This is a genomic window from Pseudomonas sp. 10B238 (assembly GCF_000970615.1).
GTDB lineage: Bacteria > Pseudomonadota > Gammaproteobacteria > Pseudomonadales > Pseudomonadaceae > Stutzerimonas.
The window spans coordinates 89,197-109,372 of the sequence record NZ_KQ033938.1; the positions used below are offsets into that span (position 1 = coordinate 89,197).

Annotated in this window: 18 protein-coding genes; 17 read left to right on the forward strand and 1 reads right to left on the reverse strand. The window is 62.5% G+C overall.

All coding sequences use genetic code 11. The features are described 5' to 3' along the window. Positions 1–30 precede the first annotated feature (30 nt). The 15 genes from rimO (at position 31) to RT21_RS17870 (ending at position 14,863) form a co-directional block, all read left to right on the forward strand. On the forward strand, positions 31–1,353 hold the full coding sequence (rimO, locus tag RT21_RS17800) for a 30S ribosomal protein S12 methylthiotransferase RimO (RefSeq protein WP_045428339.1): 1,323 nt from the start codon (positions 31–33) through the stop codon (positions 1,351–1,353). Positions 1,354–1,747: 394 nt separating this feature from the next. After that, a complete protein-coding gene (locus RT21_RS17805) occupies positions 1,748–2,554 on the forward strand; it encodes an outer membrane protein OmpK (RefSeq protein ID WP_046163787.1) in 807 nt (268 codons plus the stop codon). Between the two features lie 225 nt (positions 2,555–2,779). Continuing rightward, the gene (locus tag RT21_RS17810) at positions 2,780–3,445 is read left to right on the forward strand and encodes a TetR/AcrR family transcriptional regulator (RefSeq protein ID WP_046163788.1); all 666 of its coding nucleotides are present in this window, start codon (positions 2,780–2,782) and stop codon (positions 3,443–3,445) included. A 43-nt stretch (positions 3,446–3,488) separates the two neighbouring features. Continuing rightward, the gene (locus RT21_RS17815) at positions 3,489–4,433 is read left to right on the forward strand and encodes a LysR family transcriptional regulator (RefSeq protein ID WP_045428348.1); all 945 of its coding nucleotides are present in this window, start codon (positions 3,489–3,491) and stop codon (positions 4,431–4,433) included. Between the two features lie 386 nt (positions 4,434–4,819). Next, positions 4,820–5,800, forward strand: a complete 981-nt coding sequence (locus tag RT21_RS17820; RefSeq protein WP_046163789.1) for an isopenicillin N synthase family dioxygenase — start codon at positions 4,820–4,822, stop codon at positions 5,798–5,800. Further along, positions 5,793–6,554: an alpha/beta fold hydrolase gene (locus RT21_RS17825; RefSeq protein ID WP_046163790.1), complete on the forward strand. Its 762-nt coding sequence runs from the start codon at positions 5,793–5,795 to the stop codon at positions 6,552–6,554. Before RT21_RS17820 ends, RT21_RS17825 begins: the two co-directional genes overlap by 8 nt. Before the next feature lie 40 nt (positions 6,555–6,594). Continuing rightward, entirely contained in the window at positions 6,595–7,575 is a 981-nt protein-coding gene (locus RT21_RS17830) for an ABC transporter substrate-binding protein (protein ID WP_046163791.1), read from the forward strand. Positions 7,576–7,579: 4 nt separating this feature from the next. Next, positions 7,580–8,380, forward strand: a complete 801-nt coding sequence (locus tag RT21_RS17835) for an ABC transporter ATP-binding protein (RefSeq protein ID WP_046163792.1) — start codon at positions 7,580–7,582, stop codon at positions 8,378–8,380. After that, positions 8,370–9,143 (forward strand): ABC transporter permease, encoded by a 774-nt coding sequence (locus tag RT21_RS17840; RefSeq protein WP_046163793.1) that lies wholly within the window; start codon positions 8,370–8,372, stop codon positions 9,141–9,143. Before RT21_RS17835 ends, RT21_RS17840 begins: the two co-directional genes overlap by 11 nt. A gap of 37 nt (positions 9,144–9,180) precedes the next feature. Then, on the forward strand, positions 9,181–9,651 hold the full coding sequence (locus RT21_RS17845) for a nucleoside deaminase (protein WP_046163794.1): 471 nt from the start codon (positions 9,181–9,183) through the stop codon (positions 9,649–9,651). A gap of 127 nt (positions 9,652–9,778) precedes the next feature. Beyond that, positions 9,779–10,516, forward strand: a complete 738-nt coding sequence (locus RT21_RS17850) for an SDR family oxidoreductase (RefSeq protein ID WP_046163841.1) — start codon at positions 9,779–9,781, stop codon at positions 10,514–10,516. Positions 10,517–10,526: 10 nt separating this feature from the next. Next, positions 10,527–10,982 (forward strand): carboxymuconolactone decarboxylase family protein, encoded by a 456-nt coding sequence (locus tag RT21_RS17855; RefSeq protein ID WP_046163795.1) that lies wholly within the window; start codon positions 10,527–10,529, stop codon positions 10,980–10,982. A 237-nt stretch (positions 10,983–11,219) separates the two neighbouring features. Then, positions 11,220–12,764 carry an ABC transporter ATP-binding protein gene (locus RT21_RS17860; RefSeq protein WP_046163796.1) on the forward strand — a complete coding sequence of 515 codons (1,545 nt, stop codon included), beginning with the start codon at positions 11,220–11,222 and terminating at the stop codon, positions 12,762–12,764. Positions 12,765–12,774: 10 nt separating this feature from the next. Continuing rightward, entirely contained in the window at positions 12,775–13,881 is a 1,107-nt protein-coding gene (locus tag RT21_RS17865) for an ABC transporter permease (protein WP_046163797.1), read from the forward strand. A 55-nt stretch (positions 13,882–13,936) separates the two neighbouring features. After that, positions 13,937–14,863: an ABC transporter permease gene (locus tag RT21_RS17870; protein ID WP_045428370.1), complete on the forward strand. Its 927-nt coding sequence runs from the start codon at positions 13,937–13,939 to the stop codon at positions 14,861–14,863. An 84-nt stretch (positions 14,864–14,947) separates the two neighbouring features. On the opposite strand, the gene RT21_RS17875 is transcribed toward RT21_RS17870, so the two are convergent. Then, positions 14,948–17,662 carry a cation-transporting P-type ATPase gene (locus RT21_RS17875; RefSeq protein ID WP_046163798.1) on the reverse strand — a complete coding sequence of 905 codons (2,715 nt, stop codon included), beginning with the start codon at positions 17,660–17,662 and terminating at the stop codon, positions 14,948–14,950. A 201-nt stretch (positions 17,663–17,863) separates the two neighbouring features. On the opposite strand from RT21_RS17875, the gene RT21_RS17880 reads away from it, so the two are divergent. After that, on the forward strand, positions 17,864–18,544 hold the full coding sequence (locus tag RT21_RS17880) for an SDR family oxidoreductase (RefSeq protein WP_046163799.1): 681 nt from the start codon (positions 17,864–17,866) through the stop codon (positions 18,542–18,544). Positions 18,545–18,686: 142 nt separating this feature from the next. After that, positions 18,687–20,042 (forward strand): 8-oxoguanine deaminase, encoded by a 1,356-nt coding sequence (locus RT21_RS17885; RefSeq protein ID WP_046163800.1) that lies wholly within the window; start codon positions 18,687–18,689, stop codon positions 20,040–20,042. Positions 20,043–20,176: the final 134 nt, after the last annotated feature.

Consider the following 20,176-nt stretch of genomic DNA (forward strand, 5'->3'; position numbering starts at 1 on the left):
TTCATGCGCGGTTTTCGAGGTTCAAAGTCGATGAGCAAAACGCCAACAGTCGGGTTCGTCAGCCTGGGTTGCCCCAAGGCAACGGTCGACTCTGAACGCATCCTCACCCAGCTGCGCATGGAGGGTTACCAGATCGTGCCGTCCTACGAGGACGCCGACGTGGTGGTGGTCAACACCTGCGGCTTCATTGACAGCGCCAAGGCCGAGTCGCTGGATGCCATCGGTGAAGCCATCGCCGAGAACGGCAAGGTGATCGTCACCGGCTGCATGGGCGTTGCTGAAGACAATATCCGTAGCGTGCACCCCAGCGTTCTGGCCGTAACCGGCCCACAGCAGTACGAGCAGGTGATTAACGCCGTACACCAAGTGGTGCCGCCGAACATCGATCACGATCCCTTCGTCGATCTGGTGCCGCCGCAGGGCATCAAGCTGACCCCGCGTCACTATGCCTATTTGAAGATTTCTGAAGGCTGCAACCACACCTGCAGCTTCTGCATCATCCCCTCCATGCGCGGCAAGCTGGTCAGCCGTCCGGTGGGCGACGTGCTCAGCGAGGCCGAGCGCCTGGTCAAAGCCGGCGTGAAGGAGATCCTGGTGATCTCCCAGGACACCAGCGCCTATGGTGTCGACGTCAAGTACAAGACCGACTTCTGGAATGGCCAGCCGGTCAAGACGCGCATGCTCGAGCTGTGTCAGGCGCTGTCGAGCATGGGCGTGTGGGTGCGACTGCACTACGTATATCCCTACCCGAACGTCGACGACGTGATCCCGCTGATGGCTGCGGGCAAGATCCTGCCGTACCTGGACATCCCCTTCCAGCACGCCAGCCCGAAGGTGCTCAAGGCGATGAAGCGCCCAGCCTTCGAAGACAAGACGCTGGCCCGGATCAAGAAGTGGCGTGAAATCTGCCCAGAGCTGACCATCCGCTCCACCTTCATCGTGGGCTTTCCCGGCGAGACCGAAGAGGACTTCCAGTACTTGCTCGACTGGCTGACCGAAGCCCAGCTCGACCGTGTTGGCTGCTTCCAGTACTCGCCGGTCGAGGGCGCGCCCGCTGAAGCGATGGACCTTGAAGCCGTACCGGACGACGTCAAGCAGGACCGCTGGGACCGTTTCATGGCACATCAACAAGCCATCAGCGCGGCGCGCCTGGAACGCAAGATCGGACAAGAACTGGACGTGCTGATCGACGAGGTGGACGAAGACGGCGCCATCGGTCGCTCATGGGCCGACGCCCCTGAAATTGACGGCATGGTCTACATCGACAGCGAGCGTCCACTTCAGGCTGGCGAAAAGGTCCGCGTCCGCGTGACCAACGCCGACGAATATGACCTCTGGGCCGAAGTGATCTGATCATTACCGCCCGAAACGTGAAGCCCCGTACCCGCGGGGCTTTTTTGTGTTCAGCAACTCGCCACCGTCCCGGCACTTCTAGATGGTCTTCTAACGACACGTTCAACATGGCAGCCCGTTAAGGAATACCAGCTCGCCCGAGCCGGGCGGATGGCTAAAGGCTTGCATCGAGATGAAGCATTGTCCGTTCGGTCAGGTTCTTTCTGGGGCAGGAAGATACCCCGCGAGCGGACGATGCCGGAATCGCGGCTAACCGATAACTACAACTGATTGAAAAATAACAACTAAGCCGAACTTACGGTGAGCCCATAGCATTTGGCTCAAGACTTGCTATGTCAGATTCATCTGACCGTTCGGCCAAGAAAAAGCACACATAACGAAACAGGAGCGCTACATGAAATCCATACTGACCACTGCCGCACTCGCAAGCAGCATGATGCTCGCTGGCCAGGCAATCGCCGCACCGATGCTCTGGCAAAACAACAGCCTGACCTATCTGTACGGGAACGATTTCAAGGTCGACCCCGATACCCAGCACACCCTGACCTTTGAACATGCCAGTGGCTGGACCTATGGCGACGTGTTCCTATTCGTCGACTACAAGTGGAATGAAAGCCAGGACGACAGCGAGGCCGCACGCACCTACTACGGCGAGTTCAGCCCGCGTCTGTCGCTCGGCAAGACCACCGGAATGGATTTCTCGTACGGGCCGATCAAGGATGTGCTGGTGGCCTTCACCTACGAGCGCGGTGAGGACGAAGTGCAGAACTACCTGCTCGGCCCCGCCGTCGACCTGGCAGTCCCAGGCTTCGACCGTCTGGCCATCAACACCTATTACCGCAAGCCTGATGGCATTCGTAACAAGGCCTCCGGCCAGTGGCAGATCACCCCGACTTGGGCCATCACCATTCCCGTCGGCAGCTCGGACATTCTCATCGATGGCTATATCGACTGGGTCGTCAATGACGCCGGCAATGAAGGCTCAGATGACTTCCAATCGAAGAACCTGCACATCAACCCGCAGGTTAAATACGACCTCGGCAAGGCCGTGTACCAGAAGGCCGGTCAGCTCTATGTCGGTATCGAATATGACTACTGGTCGAACAAGTACGGCATCAAAGATGGCGGCTTCGTCAGCGAGAACTTTGTCGGCCCGACCGACCAGAGCGCCTGGAACGCCATCGTGAAAGTGCATTTCTAATATGCACAGCCGCTCGTTCCACGGGCGGCATGCCGTCTTGAACGGTCTTGTTCACCAGCGGCGGCGCCCAAACGGTGCCGCCGTTGTGCTGTCTCGACCCCCGCGTCAGTTCGGCGTGGGTGCACGACCCGTCCGAAGGTCTGTAGCCACCTTCTCCGTAGCCCGCGTAGGCTAGCATTCGATAGCGCATCGGGCCTGATGCCGCCAACACAGGGAAAGGACCTTATGACTACTTTCGACGCTTTGCTGCCGCAGACGCCCACCGACGGTAAACGCACCGGACGGATTCGTCAGAAGAACGAGGAGCTGATCCTTTCAGCCGCAGCCGAAGAATTCGCCCGCCACGGCTACAAGGGCACCAGCATGAATGCAATTGCGCTTCGCGCCGGGCTGCCGAAGGCCAACCTGCATTACTACTTCACCAACAAGCTCGGCCTCTACGTCGAAGTGATGCGCCATATCCTCGAGCTCTGGGATAACGCGTTCGATCACCTGACGGTGGAAGACGACCCAGCCGTTGCGCTGGCGGACTACATCCGCACCAAGATGGAGTTCTCTCGCAAACAGCCACAGGCCTCGAAAATCTTTGCCATGGAAGTCATCAGCGGTTGCGAATGCCTGTCCGCACACTTCAACGAGGATTATCGCGAGTGGTTTCGCGGTCGCGCCGCCGTACTGCAGGGCTGGAGCGATGCCGGCAAGATGGACCCGATTGACCCCATGCATCTGATCTTCCTGATCTGGAGCAGCACGCAGCACTATGCTGACTTCTCTGACCAGATACGGCGCATCACTGGCCAGCGCCGCATCACCAAGGACGATTTCGAACGTGGCACCGAGACGCTGATCAGGGTGATTCTCAAAGGCTGTGGCCTGACGCCGCCGCGCTGACCCCTGCGCCATTCCGCCGCCCCCCCCCGAGCCGTCAATCTGTATGTCCCGTCGTCTGCGCATTCATTCCCCCGCGATTCATTACTTCGACATGGTGCGACGCTGTCAGTCGATCCGCGAAGCCGCGCGTCGGCTCAACGTGGCCTCCTCTGCCGTGAACCGGCAGATCCTCAAACTTGAGGCCGAAATAGGTTCACCGCTGTTCGAGCGCCTGCCGGCCGGGCTGCGTCTGACCGCTGCAGGTGAGGTATTCGCTCGCCACGTGCTCGTGGTCTTGCAGGACGCTGCGCGGGCCAGCTCCGAGCTGGACGCGTTGCAGGGGCTGCGCACCGGCCATGTGGAGATTGCAACGGTCTCGGGCGTCACGGTCGATCTGCTGCCTTCGGTGCTCGAAGGCATGACTGCGCGCTATCCGCACATCACCGTGGGGGTGACCAGCTTGGGCTCGCAAGCCATTCCAGAAGCGGTTACCAGCGGTCAGGCCGATATCGGGATCGCCTTTGCGCTGCGGCGAACCGCTGATTTGCAGCAGTTGGGCGTCGGCCACTTTCGACTCGGTGCCATTGTGCCTGCCAATCATCCGTTGGCGGGACGCCGCGAGGTGAGTTTCTCAACCTGTGCCGAACACCGCCTGATCCTGGCGAAAAGCGACCTTTCGATTCATCACTTGCTCGCCCCGGTGTTGGCGCGCACCCGCTCGCCGCAGAAAGCGGCGCTGGAGACCAGCTCGGTGGAGCTTGCAGCGCAAATGGCCAAACGTGGCGCTGGCATCGCGTTCCAGACGCGCATCGGCATCGAAGCGGAACTGTCCACCGGCACTCTTGTGCACTTGCCACTCAACGACAATGGTCAGGTGCTCAGTGATCTCGGGGTGTACGTGCGCAGCTCGCGCTACCTCCCGGTGGCGGTGGACGCGTTCGTTCGCGCGCTCTGCGAGGAAATCACCCGCCGCGAACAATACGAGCGCGCCGAGACCGAGTGCACCTGATTCCCTCTGTTCAACTTCTACCCGCACCGTCCTATCCCCCTCCTTGCCATATCTCTCTGCGCGCTCAGATTTCAATCGCCGGCGCGCTCTGTATTCGACGCGCCAGCCCTGGCATGTGAAATATTTCAACCTCATTGAAAGGCACCCTGAGTGCGCCATTCCGGGGCGCAGCGCCTCGCCAAACATGACGCCAAGCAACCCAACCCAACGCCGGCGCAGGGTGTCGTAAGCCCCGTATTAGAGCGCTTCACGCCCTCAAAATGGGCAGCCACAACCGATGCCGAAACGGCATCGGGATGCTCGATATTCTCTTCTTTTGCGTACAGCTAACGCACCGGATACTGCGCCACAACGGGCCCCCGCCCCTCCGTTGCAGGTGCCATGTCATGGCCTACCCACTCAGTTCAGACCCAGCCCAAGCGTGCTACCTGCCGCTGATCGACCTGACCGGATTGCTCAGCAGCGATTCACAGCAACGCAATGCCGTCGCCGGGCAGATCGGACAGGCCTGCCGTGAGTGGGGCTTCTTCTACATATACAAGCATGGCATCGATGCGAGGTTACAAGCGGCCGTGTTCGAGCAGACGCGCCAGTTATTCGACCGGCCTGACGAGGCCAAGCGAGCACTCGACAAGGCCGCGTCACCAGCCAACCGCGGCTATGAAGCGCTGCGAGGCCAGTGCCTAGAGCCCGGCGCGCCGGCTGACCTGAAGGAAGGCTTCTACCTGGGCCGCGACCTGCCGGCAGACGATCCGCGCGTGCAAGCCGGGCGCTTCAATCACGGGCCGAACCAGTGGCCGGCGTCGCTGCCCGGTTTCCGCCCCGCCATGGAGCGTTATCACGCCGCCATGACCGATCTCGCCGAGCGGCTGATGGCAGGCCTGGCGTTATCGCTTGAGTTGCCGGAGAACTACTTCGCCGGCTTCTGTGATGAGGCCATGGCCACCCTGCGCCTGCTGCACTATCCACCGCAGCCCGCAATGGCAGCGCCTGGCGAGAAGGGTTGTGGTGCTCACACCGACTTCGGTGGCCTGACGCTGTTGCTGCAAGATGACAACCCCGGGCTCCAGGTCTGGAATCACCGTGCTCAAGCCTGGATGGACGCCCCGCCACTGCCCGGTACATACGTCGTCAACCTTGGCGACATGATCGCTCGTTGGACCAACGACCGTTACCGCTCGACCCTGCATCGCGTGGTGAATCTATCCGGGCACGAGCGCTACAGCGTGCCCTTTTTCTACGGCGGCAACCCTGACCATCAGGTGAGCTGCATCCCTACCTGCCTCGAAGCCGGCGAAGCACCGCGTTACCCCGGCGTGACGGTGGAAGAACACTACCGCGAGATGTACCGGAGGACGTATGCCTGACCGTCATGTCGTATTGATCCACGGCGCTTGGGCCGGCAGCTGGGTCTGGGACCGTTTGCTCGACGGGCTGCGGGTTGCCGGCTTCAGCCCTCACGCCGTGGACCTGCCCGGAAACGGTAGCGATGACACGCCAGCAGCCGCGGTAAGCCTCGACATTTACGCCGCGCACGTATGTGCCCTGATCGATCAACTGGAAGGGCCCGTGCAGTTGGTGGCGCACTCCGGTGGCGGGATGACGGCGACAGCCGTGGCCGAAAAGCGCGCCGAACGCATCGCAGGCGTCACCTATGTAGCCGGCATGATGTTGCCCAGCGGCCTGTCCTTTGCCGATGCCTGCGCAGAGCTGGTCAGCACAGCGCCAGAAGTGTCTGGAGTGGGCCCCTTTCTGCAACGCAGCGCCGACGGGCTCGGCACTCGCGTTCCCGCCGAAATTGCCTGTGCGCTCTTCTTCCATGACGTACAGCTGCCCCAAGCACTGGCCGCCGCGCAACGGCTGGGCTCACAGCCGGACGGCGGGCGCGCAGTCGTGGCGCGCTGGACAGCCGAGCGCTTTGGTCGCCTGCCACGCCTGTATATCGAATGCGGTACGGACCGCTCGGTAGTCCCGGCCGTTCAGCGCTGGATGCAAGAGCTGGTGCCGGGCGCAGAGCGGGTCACCCTCGACTGTGGCCATGCACCGCAACTGGCCGCCCCGGAGTTATTGCTCGCCAGCTTGCTGCCGTTCTTTTCACGTCATCCCAACCCCGTTTTCTGATCGACACCCTCTCGTGACGCCTATCAAGGAGCGACGCCCCATGTTCAAGAAAACCCTGATCGCCAGTTCACTGCTGGCCCTGTTCTCCCAAGCGGCGCTTGCGGCCGATACCGTGCGCTGGTTGAACGACTGGCTACCCGCTGGCGACAAGGCGGTGATCTATCTTGGTGTCGACAAGGGCCTGTTCGCCGAGCAGGACATTGAAGTGGAAATCGCCAGTGCACGCGGCGGCAGCGACGTGGTCACCAAACTGGCAACCGCCAGCGCTGACTTTGGCAGCGCTGGGCTGGCCTCAGTGCTGCAGGCAAGAGCGCAAGGGCCCGTACCGGTGGTCGCCGTGGCGCCGATCTACAACAAACAACCAGACGCCTTCTTCACGGCCGAAGGCTCGGGCATCAATCAGTTCAAGGACATCGCCGGCAAGACTGTCGCCACCCCAACCTTTTCTGCTTCGAATGTGGTGTTTCCGCTGGTCCTGGAAGCCAACGGCATCGCTCGCGATGGGGTGAAGCTGCTCAAGCTGGACCCCGGCGCGCTAGCGCCCATGCTGGCCACCGGCAAGGTTGACGCGACCATCAACTGGGTCACCGTCGCGCCCGGTTTTGCCCGTTCAATGCAGGAGGCCGGGAAACAGCTCAAGGTCATCCCGTGGTCGGACTATGGCTTCGACGGCTATGGCCTGTCGTTGATCGCCTCCGAGCGCTTCCTGAAGGACAACCCCGAGGTCGCCAAGAAATTCATCAAGGCCTACCGCCAGGCCCAAGAAATGGCTATTGCGGACCCGGCTGCAGCCGCGGCTGCGCTCAAGAAAATGGTCCCGGAGATCGACGAGCAGCAGGCCGTGGAGCAGTTCGAGGCGTCGGTCCCGCTGATGCAGAACGAAATCAGTGAAGCCGAGGGCACTGCCAAGTTCGATGCCAAGCGCCTGGAGACCACCTGGCAATGGGTCGCCCGCGCGCAGAACCTGCCGAGCGACAGCCTCGACCCGGCTCAGGTCATTGCCAACGGCTTCGTCGAGTAATCGCATGAATCAGACCGAAACCCGCTCGGCTGCCCGGCCGAGCATCACCTTCGAGCAGGTTCGGCAGGTGTTCACCTCCTCGGACGGCAGCGAAGTAGTCGCCCTCGACGACACCAGCTTCGCCATCGATCGCCACGAGTTCATCGCGGTGATCGGCCCTTCGGGCTGCGGCAAGTCGACGTTGCTGCGAATCCTCGCTGGCCTCATTCGTCCCACTAGCGGCCAGGTGAGCATTTACGGCAAGAAACTCGATGGCCCGCGGGACGAAGTCGGCATCGTGTTCCAGAAGCCCACCCTGCTGCCCTGGTTGACGATCCGCGACAACCTGACCTTTCCGATGAAGCACAAATACGGCCGGGTCACCGCTCAAGAGCGTGAGCGCGGCGAAGCATTGCTCGAGCTGGTCGGCCTCAAGGAGTTCGGAGGGAAGCGCCCGGACGAGCTGTCCGGTGGCATGCAGCAGCGCGCAGGCATTGCTCGTGCGCTGCTACACGACCCCGAAATCCTGCTGATGGACGAGCCTTTCTCGGCGCTCGATGCTCTGACGCGCGACGAGCTCAGTCTGGAACTGCTGAACATCTGGACCCAGCGACCGAAGACGGTCTTGTTCATCACCCACTCGATTCCCGAGGCCTTGTTGCTGGCAGACCGCATTCTGGTGATGTCGGCCCGCCCAGGGCGGATAACCGAGATCATAGACGTCGACCTGCCACGGCCACGGTCCCTTGACACCCTTACCGAGCCCCGCTTCAACGAGCTCGCCAATCACATCCGTCGCAAGGTATTCAGCCGCCATGGCCTTTAATCGCGCAATGGGCGAACGCTTCGCCCCAGGGCTGGCGCTGCTCGGCCTGTTACTGCTCTGGGAAGCGGCCTGCTGGGCGTTCAGCCTGCCCGCTTTCGTGCTGCCCTCCCCCAGCGCAATCCTCACCGCTACCTGGAAACTTGGCCCAACGATCTGGGCCGAGCACATTTTCGCGACCCTGCGCGTCACCCTGCTCGGCTATGGCCTGTCGATTCTGATCGGCATTCCGCTGGCCATCGCCCTCGCCTCGTCCAGGCTGTTGTCTCGCACCCTCTACCCGCTGCTGGTTATTGTCCAGTCCACGCCGATTGTCGCCGTCGCGCCGATCATTGTCGTGGTGATGGGCGCTGGTGACTTGCCACGGGTGTTCATCACCTTTCTCATCGCGTTTTTCCCAATCGTGGTGTCGACGGTAACCGGCCTGTTGGCGACGCCGCCGGAGCTGATCGAACTGTCGCGCTCGCTGGGCGCATCCCGGGCACGCGAGTTCCGCAACATCCGCCTGCCCTATGCCATCCCTCACCTTTTCTCGGCACTGCGCATCTCCATCACCTTGGCCGTGATCGGCGCGGTGGTCGCCGAATTCGTCGCGGCGGACAAGGGCCTCGGTTACTTCATCAACTTCTCGACCTCGATGTTCCAGGTCCCACAAGCGTTTGCCGCCTTGATGATGCTGGTGATCATCAGCCTGGGGCTGTTTCAACTGGTCGGCCTGGTGCAGCGGCTGCTGTTCACCTGGAGCGTGCCGAAGAACGAAGGCTGACCCCGCCGCCTCTTTACTATTCCATGGACATTTCGACATGCCCTTAGACGACGCTGCCCTGCTACGCAAAAGTTTCGATGTCGCCCGTCGCGCCCTGGCCGAGGGCACGCATCCCTTCGGCGCCATCTTGGTGGGCCCCGACGGCGAAACCCTGCTCGAACAGGGCAACGCCTACATGCCGGATCACGACATGACAGGCCATGCCGAGCGGGTACTGATGACCCGTGCCTCGACCCGCTACACGCCGGAATTCCTTTCCCGCTGCACCATGTACACCTCCGCCGAGCCCTGCGCCATGTGCGCCGGTGCCGCTTACTGGGTGGGCCTTGGGCGGGTGGTGTACGGCCTCTCCGAACGCAGCCTGAAAGCCATTACCGGTAACCATCCTGAAAACCCGACGCTGGATCTGCCCTGCCGCGTGGTCTTCGAAGCCGGCCAACGCAAGGTCGAAGTGATCGGCCCTCTGCTGGAAGAGGAGGCGGCTGCATTGCACGACGGTATCTGGTGATCGGCACAGGGCCAGAATCAGGCAAGCCCTCGGCAGGATCGACATAACGCCAGCTGCGACACTCTGTCTAGCATTCAAATCACGGCGCATGGGCGTCGATTCGAATGACCGAGCGGAGGTGCTGCACATGTCGAACAGCAACGGAAAAATCGTACTCATCACCGGCGCCAGCAGTGGTATCGGCGAAGCGACGGCGCGGCTGCTGGCCGCCAAAGGCGCCACGGTCGTACTCGGCGCACGCCGCCTGGAGCGGCTCGAGCAGCTTGCCGCCAGCATCACCGAAACCGGTGGCAGCGCAGCCTTTCGTGCGTTGGATGTCACCTGCCGCGAGGACACCCAGGCCTTCGTCGATTTCGCCGAGCAGCGCTTTGGTCGGGTCGACGTGATCATCAACAACGCCGGGGTAATGCCCTTGTCGCGGCTCGATGCCATGAAGGTCGACGAATGGGACCGGATGATCGACGTGAACATCCGTGGCGTGCTGCATGGCATCGCGGCCGGCCTTCCGCTGATGCAGCGCCAGCGCTCAGGTCAGTTCATCAACATCGCCTCTATCGGTGCTTACGCGGTCAGCCCTACCGCCGCCGTCTACTGCGCCACCAAGTACGCGGTACGCGCCATTTCCGAAGGGCTGCGTCAGGAGGTCGGCGGGGATATTCGCGTCACGCTGGTGTCACCCGGCGTCACCGAATCGGAACTGGCCGAAAGCATCTCCGATGAGGGCGCGCGGGCAGCCATGGATGACTTCCGCCGGATTGCCATTCCTGCCGAGGCCATCGCTCGAGCCATCGCCTACGCCGTCGAGCAACCGGCTGATGTCGATGTCAGCGAACTGGTGGTTCGTCCGACCGCCAGCCCCTACTGAGGACGCCGCGATGAATCTACTGACTGGTAACGCATTGAGCGCGGTCTGCCTGGGGTTGCTCGGCTCGCTGACATTTGCCTCGCTGGAAGCGGTCGGCAACGAGCGCCACACCCGCGGCGTCGAGGTCATGGATCATCTGTCTGGCGGTGCTGGTCAGCCCGTACTCGAAGCGCTGCGGGAAGACTATCCATTTCTTGCCGACGGCATCACCGAGTACGCGCTGGGCGATGTTTGGGGGCGCGACGGCCTGGATGATCGCACTCGTCAGCTGGCGGTGGTCGCAGCCTTCGCCGCACAGGGCAACCTGCCCTATATGAAAGTTCACGCCGGCTACGCGCTGCGCCTTGGCGTCACACGGGATGAACTGAAGGAAGTGGTGTACCTGACCACCGTCACCGCGGGCTTTCCTCGAGCCATCGATGCGGCGCAGGCGTTGCGCGAGGTGCCCGACCGAGTTGCGCCGTAGCACGCAAATGCCGCGCCTGCCGGCGCGGCATGCTTCACGTGCATCAGTTGCCACGCCCTGCAACGGTGCACATGCCGGACCCATCCGACAAGCAAGCACCAAAGCGAAGCACCCACAGCGCTCGGTTGACCAGCGACCAGCAGCGCATCTGCGCTACCCCGTTCTTCTCGGCATTTCCTGACTGGCTGGCCAGCTTTTTGCTACTGCCATGCCATGAGAATTTCAGCGGACGCCGACATGCCCGAACCACAGACCGCACGCCTGCAACTGACCGGTATCACCAAAGCGTACCCAGGTTGCCTGGCCAACGACCGCATCGATCTTTCGATCCAGGCCGGCGAGATCCACGCCCTGCTCGGCGAGAACGGCGCAGGCAAAAGCACGCTGATGAAGATCATCTACGGCGTGACGCAACCCGACGCCGGCAGGATCTGCTGGGAAGGCCAGCCGGTGATCATGCGCGACCCGGCGCAGGCGCGCGACCGCGGCATCGGCATGGTGTTCCAGCACTTTTCGCTGTTCGAAACCTTGAGCGTGGCCGAGAACATTGCCTTGGCGCTGGGCACCGGCGCGGGGACGCCAAGACAGCTGGAGCCGAAGATCCGCGAGGTGTCGCAGCGCTACGGCATGCCGCTGGAGCCGCAGCGGCTGGTGCACAGCCTGTCGATCGGCGAACGCCAACGGGTGGAGATCGTTCGTTGCCTGATGCAGGACATCAAGCTTTTGATTCTCGATGAGCCGACGTCGGTCCTCACGCCGCAAGAGGCCGACGATCTGTTCGTCGTACTGCGCCGGCTTGCTGCCGAAGGCTGCAGCATTCTGTTCATCAGCCACAAGCTCAACGAGGTGCGCGCGCTCTGTGAGAGCGCGACGGTGCTGCGTGGCGGCCGTGTCTCCGGCGATTGCGTACCGGCGCAGTGCACCGATCTGGACCTGGCGCGGCTGATGGTAGGTGATGCAGAGGGGCTTGAAGCCGAGTACCCGAAAGCCCGCGGTGGCACGCCGTTCCTGCGTGTCGAGTCGCTGTCCTGGCACAACGCCGATCCGTTCGGGGTCTCGCTGCGGGACTTGATGTTGGAAGTCTGTGCCGGGGAGATCGTGGGCATCGCCGGTGTCGCCGGTAACGGTCAGGACGAGCTGCTGGCCCTGCTGAGCGGCGAGCAGCGGCTGAGCCGACAGCAGGGTCAGCACATCCGCTTTCTCGACGCTCCGGTGGCGCATTTGCGCCCCGATGCGCGACGCCGTCATGGCATGACCTTCGTTCCAGCCGAGCGGCTCGGCCATGGTGCGGTGCCTGAACTGAGCCTGGCCGACAATGCATTGCTCACCGGTTTCCAGCAGGACGGAATGGTGCGAGGTGGCTTGATCCGGCACAGCCGCGTCGAGGCGTTCGCGCGACGCATCATCGAGACATTCGCAGTGAAGACCCCAAGCAGCCACACCCCGGCTCGCAGCCTGTCCGGCGGCAATCTGCAGAAATTCATTCTCGGTCGCGAAATTCTCCAGCAACCGAAGCTGCTGATCGCCGCGCATCCGACTTGGGGCGTCGATGTCGGAGCCGCGGCCGCGATCCACCGCGCACTGATCGAGCTGCGAGACGCCGGCGCAGCCATCCTGGTGATATCCGAAGACCTTGAAGAGCTGTTCCAGATCAGTGATCGCATCGCCGCCCTGAGCCACGGCCGGTTGTCGGCTTTGCGTGCCACACGCGAGACCAGCCCCACGGACGTGGGTCGCTGGATGGCCGGTCAGTTCGATCAACCCACGCCCACCGCTGCCTGAGAGCCTTCGTATGTTGTTATCCCTAGAACCACGCGGCTATGAATCGCGACCAATGCTCTGGCTGTCGCCACTACTTGCCGCGTTGCTGACGCTGATCAGCGGCGCGCTGTTGTTCGTCGCGCTGGGTCACCCGCCGCTGGAGACGTTGCGAGTGCTGCTGATCGATCCGGTCAGCGACCTCTACGGCGTCTCCGAACTTCTGGTCAAGGCGTTACCGATCCTGCTCTGCGCCCTGGGCCTGGCCGTGGTGTACAACGCGCGCATCTGGAATATCGGTGCCGAGGGTCAGTTGCTTATCGGCGCGTTGGCCGGCAGTGCGCTGGCGGTGAACATCATCGATTGGGACTCGCGCTGGGCGCTGCCCCTTACGCTTGCGGCGGGCACCCTCGGTGGCGCCGCCTGGGCTGGTCTCTGCGCCTGGCTGCGTACTCAGTTCAATGCAAACGAAATCCTCACCAGCATCATGCTCAACTACATCGCGCTGAACCTGTTGCTGTTCGCGGTGCATGGGCCGTTGAAAGATCCTGAAGGCTTCAACTTCCCCGAGTCGGCGATGTTCGGCGACGCCACCCGTCTGCCCCAGCTGTTCGAAGATCTACGCGTGCATGCCGGTTTCTACTTCGCCCTGCTGGCATTGGTGGTGATATGGGTACTGCTGCACAGGAGCTTTCTCGGGTTTCAGATCAAGGTACTTGGCCTCGACAAGCGTGCCGCTGGCTTCGTCGGCTTTCGTGAAAAGCGCCTGGTGTGGATTGCCCTGTTGATCAGCGGCGCATTGGCTGGACTGGCCGGAGTTGCGGAAGTCACCGGCCCGATCGGTCAATTGGTGCCCCAGGTATCGCCTGGCTACGGGTATGCCGCCATCACAGTCGCCTTCCTCGGTCGGCTCAATCCCATCGGGATTCTGTTTGCGAGCCTGCTGATGGCACTGCTCTATCTGGGTGGCGAAAACGCCCAGATGGCGGCCAACCTGCCGCAGTCGATCACTCAGCTGTTCCAGGGCATGGTCCTGTTCTTCCTGCTGGCCTGCGACGTGTTGATTCTCTATCGGCCGCGCCTGAAAGGCTGGAGCCGCAAGCCGCACACATCGGCGCTCGAGCCGGAGCCAGCCACATGACCTTCATGCCCCACTTCTCTTTTGCTTTGCCGCTTACAGCTCGAGGGCTGATTTGATGGATATCGACCTTCTCACCAACATCTTCTACGCCATGATCCGGACCGGCACGCCGCTGCTGCTGGTCGCACTCGGCGAACTGGTCTGCGAAAAGTCCGGCGTCCTCAACCTCGGTCAGGAGGGCATGATGCTGTTCGGCGCAGTGGCCGGGTTCATCGCCGCCTTCGCCACTGGCAACCTCTGGCTGGGCGTGGTGTTCGCCTGCCTGGGCGGCATGCTGCTGTCGCAGCTGTTCGCGCTGGTGGCGCTGGGCTTCAATGCCAACCAGGTAGCTACCGGCCTGGCGCTGACCATCTTTGGCGTCGGCCTGTCCTCATTCATCGGTGCCGGCTGGGTCGGCAAGCCGCTGGCCGGTTTCGAACCGATCGCCATTCCTTTCCTGAGCGACATTCCGTTGATCGGTCGCATGCTGTTCGCCCAGGACCTGCTGGTCTACCTGTCCTTCGCGCTTTTCGCCTTGGTTGCCTGGGTGCTGTTGAAAAGCCGCGTCGGCCTGATCATTCAAGCAGTCGGTGAGAACCCCAACGCGGCCAGCGCCATGGGCCTGCCGGTCCTGCGGGTTCGCGCGTTGGCGGTACTGTTCGGAGGCGCCATGGCCGGGTTGGCAGGTGGTTATCTGTCGCTCGCCTATACCCCGATGTGGGCCGAGAATATGACTGCCGGGCGCGGCTGGATCGCCTTGGCGCTAGTGGTATTCGCCAGCTGGCGTGTAGGGCGTGTGCTGCTTGGCGCCTATCTGTTCGGCCTTGCCAGCATCCTGCATCTGGTGGCTCAAGGGATCGGCTTGTCGATCCCCGGCAACCTGCTGGCGATGCTGCCGTATGTGGCAACCATCGTCGTGCTGGTGCTGCTCTCACGCGACGCGATTCGCACCCGCCTGTATGCACCGGTGTCGCTGGGGCAACCTTGGAAAGCCGGTCACTGATCGGCCAGGAAAGCGGGCCTTCCAGGCCTCGCTTTCCTACTGCGGCCATTCGTTTCCATGCGCTCCCTGCGCAATACGCCGTCCCTACAGGCCGAGGCCCAAACGCCGTAGCAGCGCCTTTTCGATCTCCAGAATGACCAGCACCGCCACCCCGGCAAGTACCACGAACATGCCAGTGGTCAGCGACAACGCCTCGGAGGCGAACAGTGACTGCATGAACGGCGCATAGGTAAACATCAGTTGCAGGAGGAAAACGCCGAATACTGCCATCAGCACCCGCGGCGTGCCCTTCACGCCTTCCGCAGTGAACGAGGGCGCCTTCAGGTAGCGCACGCTGAACAGGTAGAACACTTCCATGCAGACCAGCGTGTTGACCGCCACGGTACGCGCTGCCTCAACCGTAGCGCCTTGAGCGCGCATCCACTCGAACATGCCGAAAATGCCCGCCAGGAACAGCGCCGAGACGAAGAAGATCCGCCAGATAACGAATCGCGACAGCATCGGCTCGTCCGGCCGGCGCGGCGGACGCTGCATGACATCCGCCTCGGTGGGTTCGAACGCCAAAACCATCGCCAGCGCCACCGAGCTGACCATGTTCACCCACAGCACCTGCACCGGCGTGATCGGCAAGGCGATGCCGAGCAATACGGCCAGCAGCAACGACAACGACTCGCCGCCATTGATGGGCAGCAGGAAAGTCACCGTCTTGCGCAAGTTGTCGTAAACGGTGCGGCCTTCTTCCACGGCATGCGCGATCGAGGCGAAGTTATCGTCCGCCAGCACGATCGCACCGGCCTGCTTGGCCGCCTCGGTCCCCTTCATGCCCATGGCGACACCCACATCGGCCTGCTTCAACGCCGGCGCGTCGTTGACGCCATCGCCGGTCATGGCCACCACTTCGCCATTGGCCTGTAGCGCCCGCACCAGGCGCAGCTTGTGCTCCGGGCTGGCGCGCGCAAACACCCGGGCTTCGGCGACTGCCTGACGCATCGCAGTTTCGTCCATCCGTTCCAGCTCAGGTCCGGTGATCGCCTTGATGTCATCCCCCATCCCGAGCTGTCTGGCAATGGCACTCGCGGTGACGCCGTGGTCACCGGTAATCATCACCACCCGAATTCCGGCAGCGCGACACTCCGCAACTGCGCGGATCGCCTCCTCGCGCGGCGGGTCGATGATGGCGACCAGCCCGAGCAGGGTGAGTCCGTTGGCGACGTCGGCGTGCTCGAGCATGTCCTTGTCGGCGGGCAATTGGCGCCGAGCGAGCGCCAGAACGCGGCGACCGGCTTGCGCCTGCGCCTCGACCTGCTCATGCCACTGAGCCTGTTCAAGCGACAGCTCCTCGCCATCGGCCATAAGCTGGTGTGAGCACATGCCCAGAATGCGCTCCGGCGCACCCTTGACCAGCACCTCGCTGCCGCTATCGGTAGCGTGCAGCGTCGCCATGAAGCGGTGCTCTGACTCGAAGGGAATCACATCCAGCCGAGGATGATCGACATGGAGATTGGTCGGTGACAACCCAGCTTTCATTGCAAGGGTCAGCAGTGCGCCCTCGGTGGGATCGCCGGCCAGCGTCCACACCTGATCCTTCTCGTGCAGGCTGGCGTCGTTGCACAACGCTGCCGCATGCATCAGTGCATTGACCGCTGGCGATCGGGCCAGCAATGCAGCCGGCTCGATGGGCACAGCATCGACCAGCAGCGCGCCATGCGGTGCATAGCCGGCACCTTCGACCTCCAGCGATTGGCCGGCGCAGATCACCTCCTGCACGGTCATTTCGTTGCGTGTGAGGGTGCCGGTCTTGTCGGAGCAGATCACCGTCACCGAACCCAGCGTTTCGACCGCAGGCAGTCGCCGAATCACCGCGTTTCGCGTCGCCATCCGCTGTACGCCAATGGCCAGGGTGATGGTCATGATCGCCGGCAGCCCTTCCGGGATTGCCGCTACCGCAAGCCCCACCGCAGCAATGAACATCTCGCCGGCGCCCATGCCGCGTACCGGCGTGCCGAACAGGAACAGCACGGCGCTGGTCGCGAGGATCACCATCGTCAGGATGCGGCCGAATTGCTCCATCTTGCGCAGCAGCGGCGTCGTGCCCTGCTCGACCGACTCCAGCATGCGACCAATGCGGCCGATCTCGGTAGCCGCCCCGGTGGCAACGACCACGGCGCGCGCTTGACCTTGGGTTACCAGCGTACCGGCGTAGCCCATGCAGAGCCGATCGCCGATGGGCGCGTCATCGGCCACGGTGTCGACTTGCTTGTCCACCGGGACGGATTCACCGGTGAGCGCCGACTCGTCGATACGCAGATTGCGCGCCTGCAGCAGCCGCACGTCTGCCGGCAGGCTGTCGCCGGACGCCAGCAGCACCACGTCACCGGGGACCAGTTCAGCCGCATCGATATCCTGCTGGTGTCCGTCGCGAAGCACCACCGCATGGGGCGCCAGAAGGTGGCGGATCGCCTGCAATGCTTTTTCCGCCTTGCCTTCCTGCACGAAACCGATGGCGACGTTGAGCACCACCACGACCAGGATCACGAAGGTATCGACCCAGTGCCCCATCAAACCGGTCACCACCGCGGCAGCAATCAGCACATACAGCAACACGTTATTGAGATGACGCATCAGCCGTTGCAGCACGCTTGCAGGTTTGGCTTCGTCGAGACGGTTCGCTCCGTGTCGAGAGAGCCGTTCCTCTACGCTTTGGCGGGTCAGCCCGGTAGCCGAAGATTCAAGCTCACGCAACGTCTCGTCAGCCTCGCAGGCATGCCAGCGGTGCGATTGGATTTGCTGTTCGGGCATTGGATCCCCCTGGTGTTGATTCGCGGTGCCAAATCCGGCAACGCAGTGGTCTCATGAGAGCCCAATAAAGATCAACATAGCTATCGTGGGGACACGCGTTGCAACACAGAGGCAGCGGTCGAATGTCGCAGCCGCCCCGCACGCGCTGATGTCGTTGCGCCGCGCTATGCTCGAAACCCACTTCCACCACAAGGATCTCTCATGCAAAAAACCGTACTCGTGATTGGCGCCTCCCGCGGTCTGGGTCTAGGCCTCGCCAAGCAATTTTCCAGCGAAGGCTGGCAGGTCATTGCCACGGTTCGCAACTCGCAACAGGCCGACGCGCTCAACCAGATTCCACGAGTGAGCGTGGAAACACTCGACATGAACGATGCGGCAAGCGTCGATGCGCTGGCCAAGCGGTTAGAGGGCACGCAGCTGGATGTGCTGTTCGCCAACGCTGGCGTTGCCGGGCCGCAAGACAAGCCGGCCACCCAGGCCACCGAGGCGGAAGTGGGTCAGCTGTTCTTCACCAATGCTGTCGCTCCGCTGCGCCTGGCCGAACAATTGCGACCGGCGGTCAATCCCGAGCGAGGCGTCATTGTGTTCATGAGCTCCATCCTCGGCAGCGTCGAGACCGGCCCCGGCATGGGCATGTCGCTCTACGGCGCGAGCAAGGCTGCGCTCAACCATATGACCCGCACTTTCGTATCCGAGCTGGGCGAGACCGGGTTGACCGTATTGTCCATGCACCCCGGTTGGGTGAAGACCGACATGGGCGGTGACCAAGCGCCGCTGGATGTTCAGACCAGTGCAGACGGAATGGTCGAGCAGGTCACCCTGGCGCTGGGTCGTGGCGGGCATCACTACCTCGACTACAAAGGCGATCAACTGCCCTGGTAATGGATAACGTGGCGCCCGCGGTCCACCGCGCGAAGCACGGAAGCTGGCGCTGCGCCGAATACGGGCATCTGACTTCGTACCTGAAAACTGGGTTTCACCGAGCTGCCTACTCTGAACTCATTCGCCCAGGAGAAAGCCGGTCGTGACGACTCATCGAATCTGGATCAAAAATCCCCTCGCGCTCTTCACAGCCACCGATCAGAGTGCCCCTGGCGGATTGGTAATCGAAAACGGCGTCATCACCGAGCTACTGGTCGCTGGTGCGACGCCATCGCTTTTTATCGATGAGACCTTCGATGCCCGCGAGCATGTCGTACTGCCGGGGCTGGTCAATGCCCATCATCACTTCTATCAGACACTTACCCGCGCCTGGGGGCCGGTGGTCAATGAGCCGCTATTCAGTTGGCTGTCGACGCTCTATCCAATTTGGGCACGATTGACGCCACGGGCGCTGGAATTGGCGAGCAAGGTCGCTCTGGCCGAGCTCCTGCTTTCCGGCTGCACTACGACCGCCGATCATCACTACCTGTTTCCAGCGGGACTCGAGGAAGCCATAGACATTCAGGTCGGAGCAGTACGCGAGCTCGGCATGCGCGCCATGCTCACCCGCGGCTCAATGAACCTGTCCAAGGTCGATGGGGGGCCGCCCGGCAAGAGCGTGGTGCAAACTGCCGAGGTGATACTCGCCGACAGCGAGCGACTGATCCATCGCTACCACGAGCGCGGCGACGGCGCGCAGATCCAGATTGCCCTGGCGCCCTGCTCGCCCTTTTCGGTCACGACCGACCTCATGTGCAGCTGTGCTGAGCTTGCAGAAAGGTACGATGTGCGACTTCACACCCATCTAGGCGAAACGCTGGATGAGCAGCCGTTCTGCGCGCAGCGCTTTGGCATGCGCACCGTGGATTATCTACAGAGCGTCGGTTGGCTCGGTCCACGTACCTGGCTGGCCCACGGCATCCACTTCAATCAGGTGGAGATGCATCGTCTGGGTGCAGCCGGAGTCGGGATCTGCCATTGCCCCAGCTCTAACATGCGTCTGGCTTCGGGCATCTGTCACACCCTGGAACTCGAGAACAAGGGTGCAATCATCGGACTGGGTGTCGACGGCGCCGCTTCCAATGATGCCTCCAACATGATGCTCGAGGCACGTCAGGCACTGTTCATCCAGCGCTTGCGTTACGGTGCCAAGAAGATCACGCCGGAAAAAGTACTGGGTTGGGCCACGCGCGGCTCGGCACGCTTGCTCGGGCGTCGCGATATCGGCGAGCTGGCGGTCGGCAAGCAGGCCGATCTTGCACTGTTCAAGCTCGACGAACTGCGCTTTTCAGGTAGCCACGATCCCATCGCGGCATTGCTCCTGTGCGGCGCCGATCGCGCCGACCGGGTCATGGTCGGCGGCCAATGGAAGGTGTGTGACGGCCAGATCCCGGGGCTCGACATCGCTGGGCTGATAGCGGACCACAAGCTCGCCGCGCGGGAGCTGGTGAACGGCTGAGGTTGCACTTTAGTGGAGCGCGAGGACCGGACGACGCACCACTAGCGCTCCAGTGCACAGCTTTTTTGGGCACTTCCTGACATCCGCGAGCCGGCAACACGGCGATCTGTCCATCTGGTCAGCTTTTTGCAATC

Coding starts and splice junctions, on each gene's coding strand:
- RT21_RS17880 (WP_046163799.1), top strand. CDS start 17,864: ATGCAAAAAACCGTACTCGTGATTGGCGCCTCCCGCGGTCTGGGTCTA.
- RT21_RS17825 (WP_046163790.1), top strand. CDS start 5,793: ATGCCTGACCGTCATGTCGTATTGATCCACGGCGCTTGGGCCGGCAGC.
- RT21_RS17835 (WP_046163792.1), top strand. CDS start 7,580: ATGAATCAGACCGAAACCCGCTCGGCTGCCCGGCCGAGCATCACCTTC.
- RT21_RS17810 (WP_046163788.1), top strand. CDS start 2,780: ATGACTACTTTCGACGCTTTGCTGCCGCAGACGCCCACCGACGGTAAA.
- RT21_RS17865 (WP_046163797.1), top strand. CDS start 12,775: ATGTTGTTATCCCTAGAACCACGCGGCTATGAATCGCGACCAATGCTC.
- RT21_RS17820 (WP_046163789.1), top strand. CDS start 4,820: ATGGCCTACCCACTCAGTTCAGACCCAGCCCAAGCGTGCTACCTGCCG.
- rimO (WP_045428339.1), top strand. CDS start 31: ATGAGCAAAACGCCAACAGTCGGGTTCGTCAGCCTGGGTTGCCCCAAG.
- RT21_RS17850 (WP_046163841.1), top strand. CDS start 9,779: ATGTCGAACAGCAACGGAAAAATCGTACTCATCACCGGCGCCAGCAGT.
- RT21_RS17815 (WP_045428348.1), top strand. CDS start 3,489: ATGTCCCGTCGTCTGCGCATTCATTCCCCCGCGATTCATTACTTCGAC.
- RT21_RS17860 (WP_046163796.1), top strand. CDS start 11,220: ATGCCCGAACCACAGACCGCACGCCTGCAACTGACCGGTATCACCAAA.
- RT21_RS17855 (WP_046163795.1), top strand. CDS start 10,527: ATGAATCTACTGACTGGTAACGCATTGAGCGCGGTCTGCCTGGGGTTG.
- RT21_RS17870 (WP_045428370.1), top strand. CDS start 13,937: ATGGATATCGACCTTCTCACCAACATCTTCTACGCCATGATCCGGACC.
- RT21_RS17830 (WP_046163791.1), top strand. CDS start 6,595: ATGTTCAAGAAAACCCTGATCGCCAGTTCACTGCTGGCCCTGTTCTCC.
- RT21_RS17840 (WP_046163793.1), top strand. CDS start 8,370: ATGGCCTTTAATCGCGCAATGGGCGAACGCTTCGCCCCAGGGCTGGCG.
- RT21_RS17805 (WP_046163787.1), top strand. CDS start 1,748: ATGAAATCCATACTGACCACTGCCGCACTCGCAAGCAGCATGATGCTC.
- RT21_RS17845 (WP_046163794.1), top strand. CDS start 9,181: ATGCCCTTAGACGACGCTGCCCTGCTACGCAAAAGTTTCGATGTCGCC.
- RT21_RS17875 (WP_046163798.1), bottom strand. CDS start 17,662: ATGCCCGAACAGCAAATCCAATCGCACCGCTGGCATGCCTGCGAGGCT.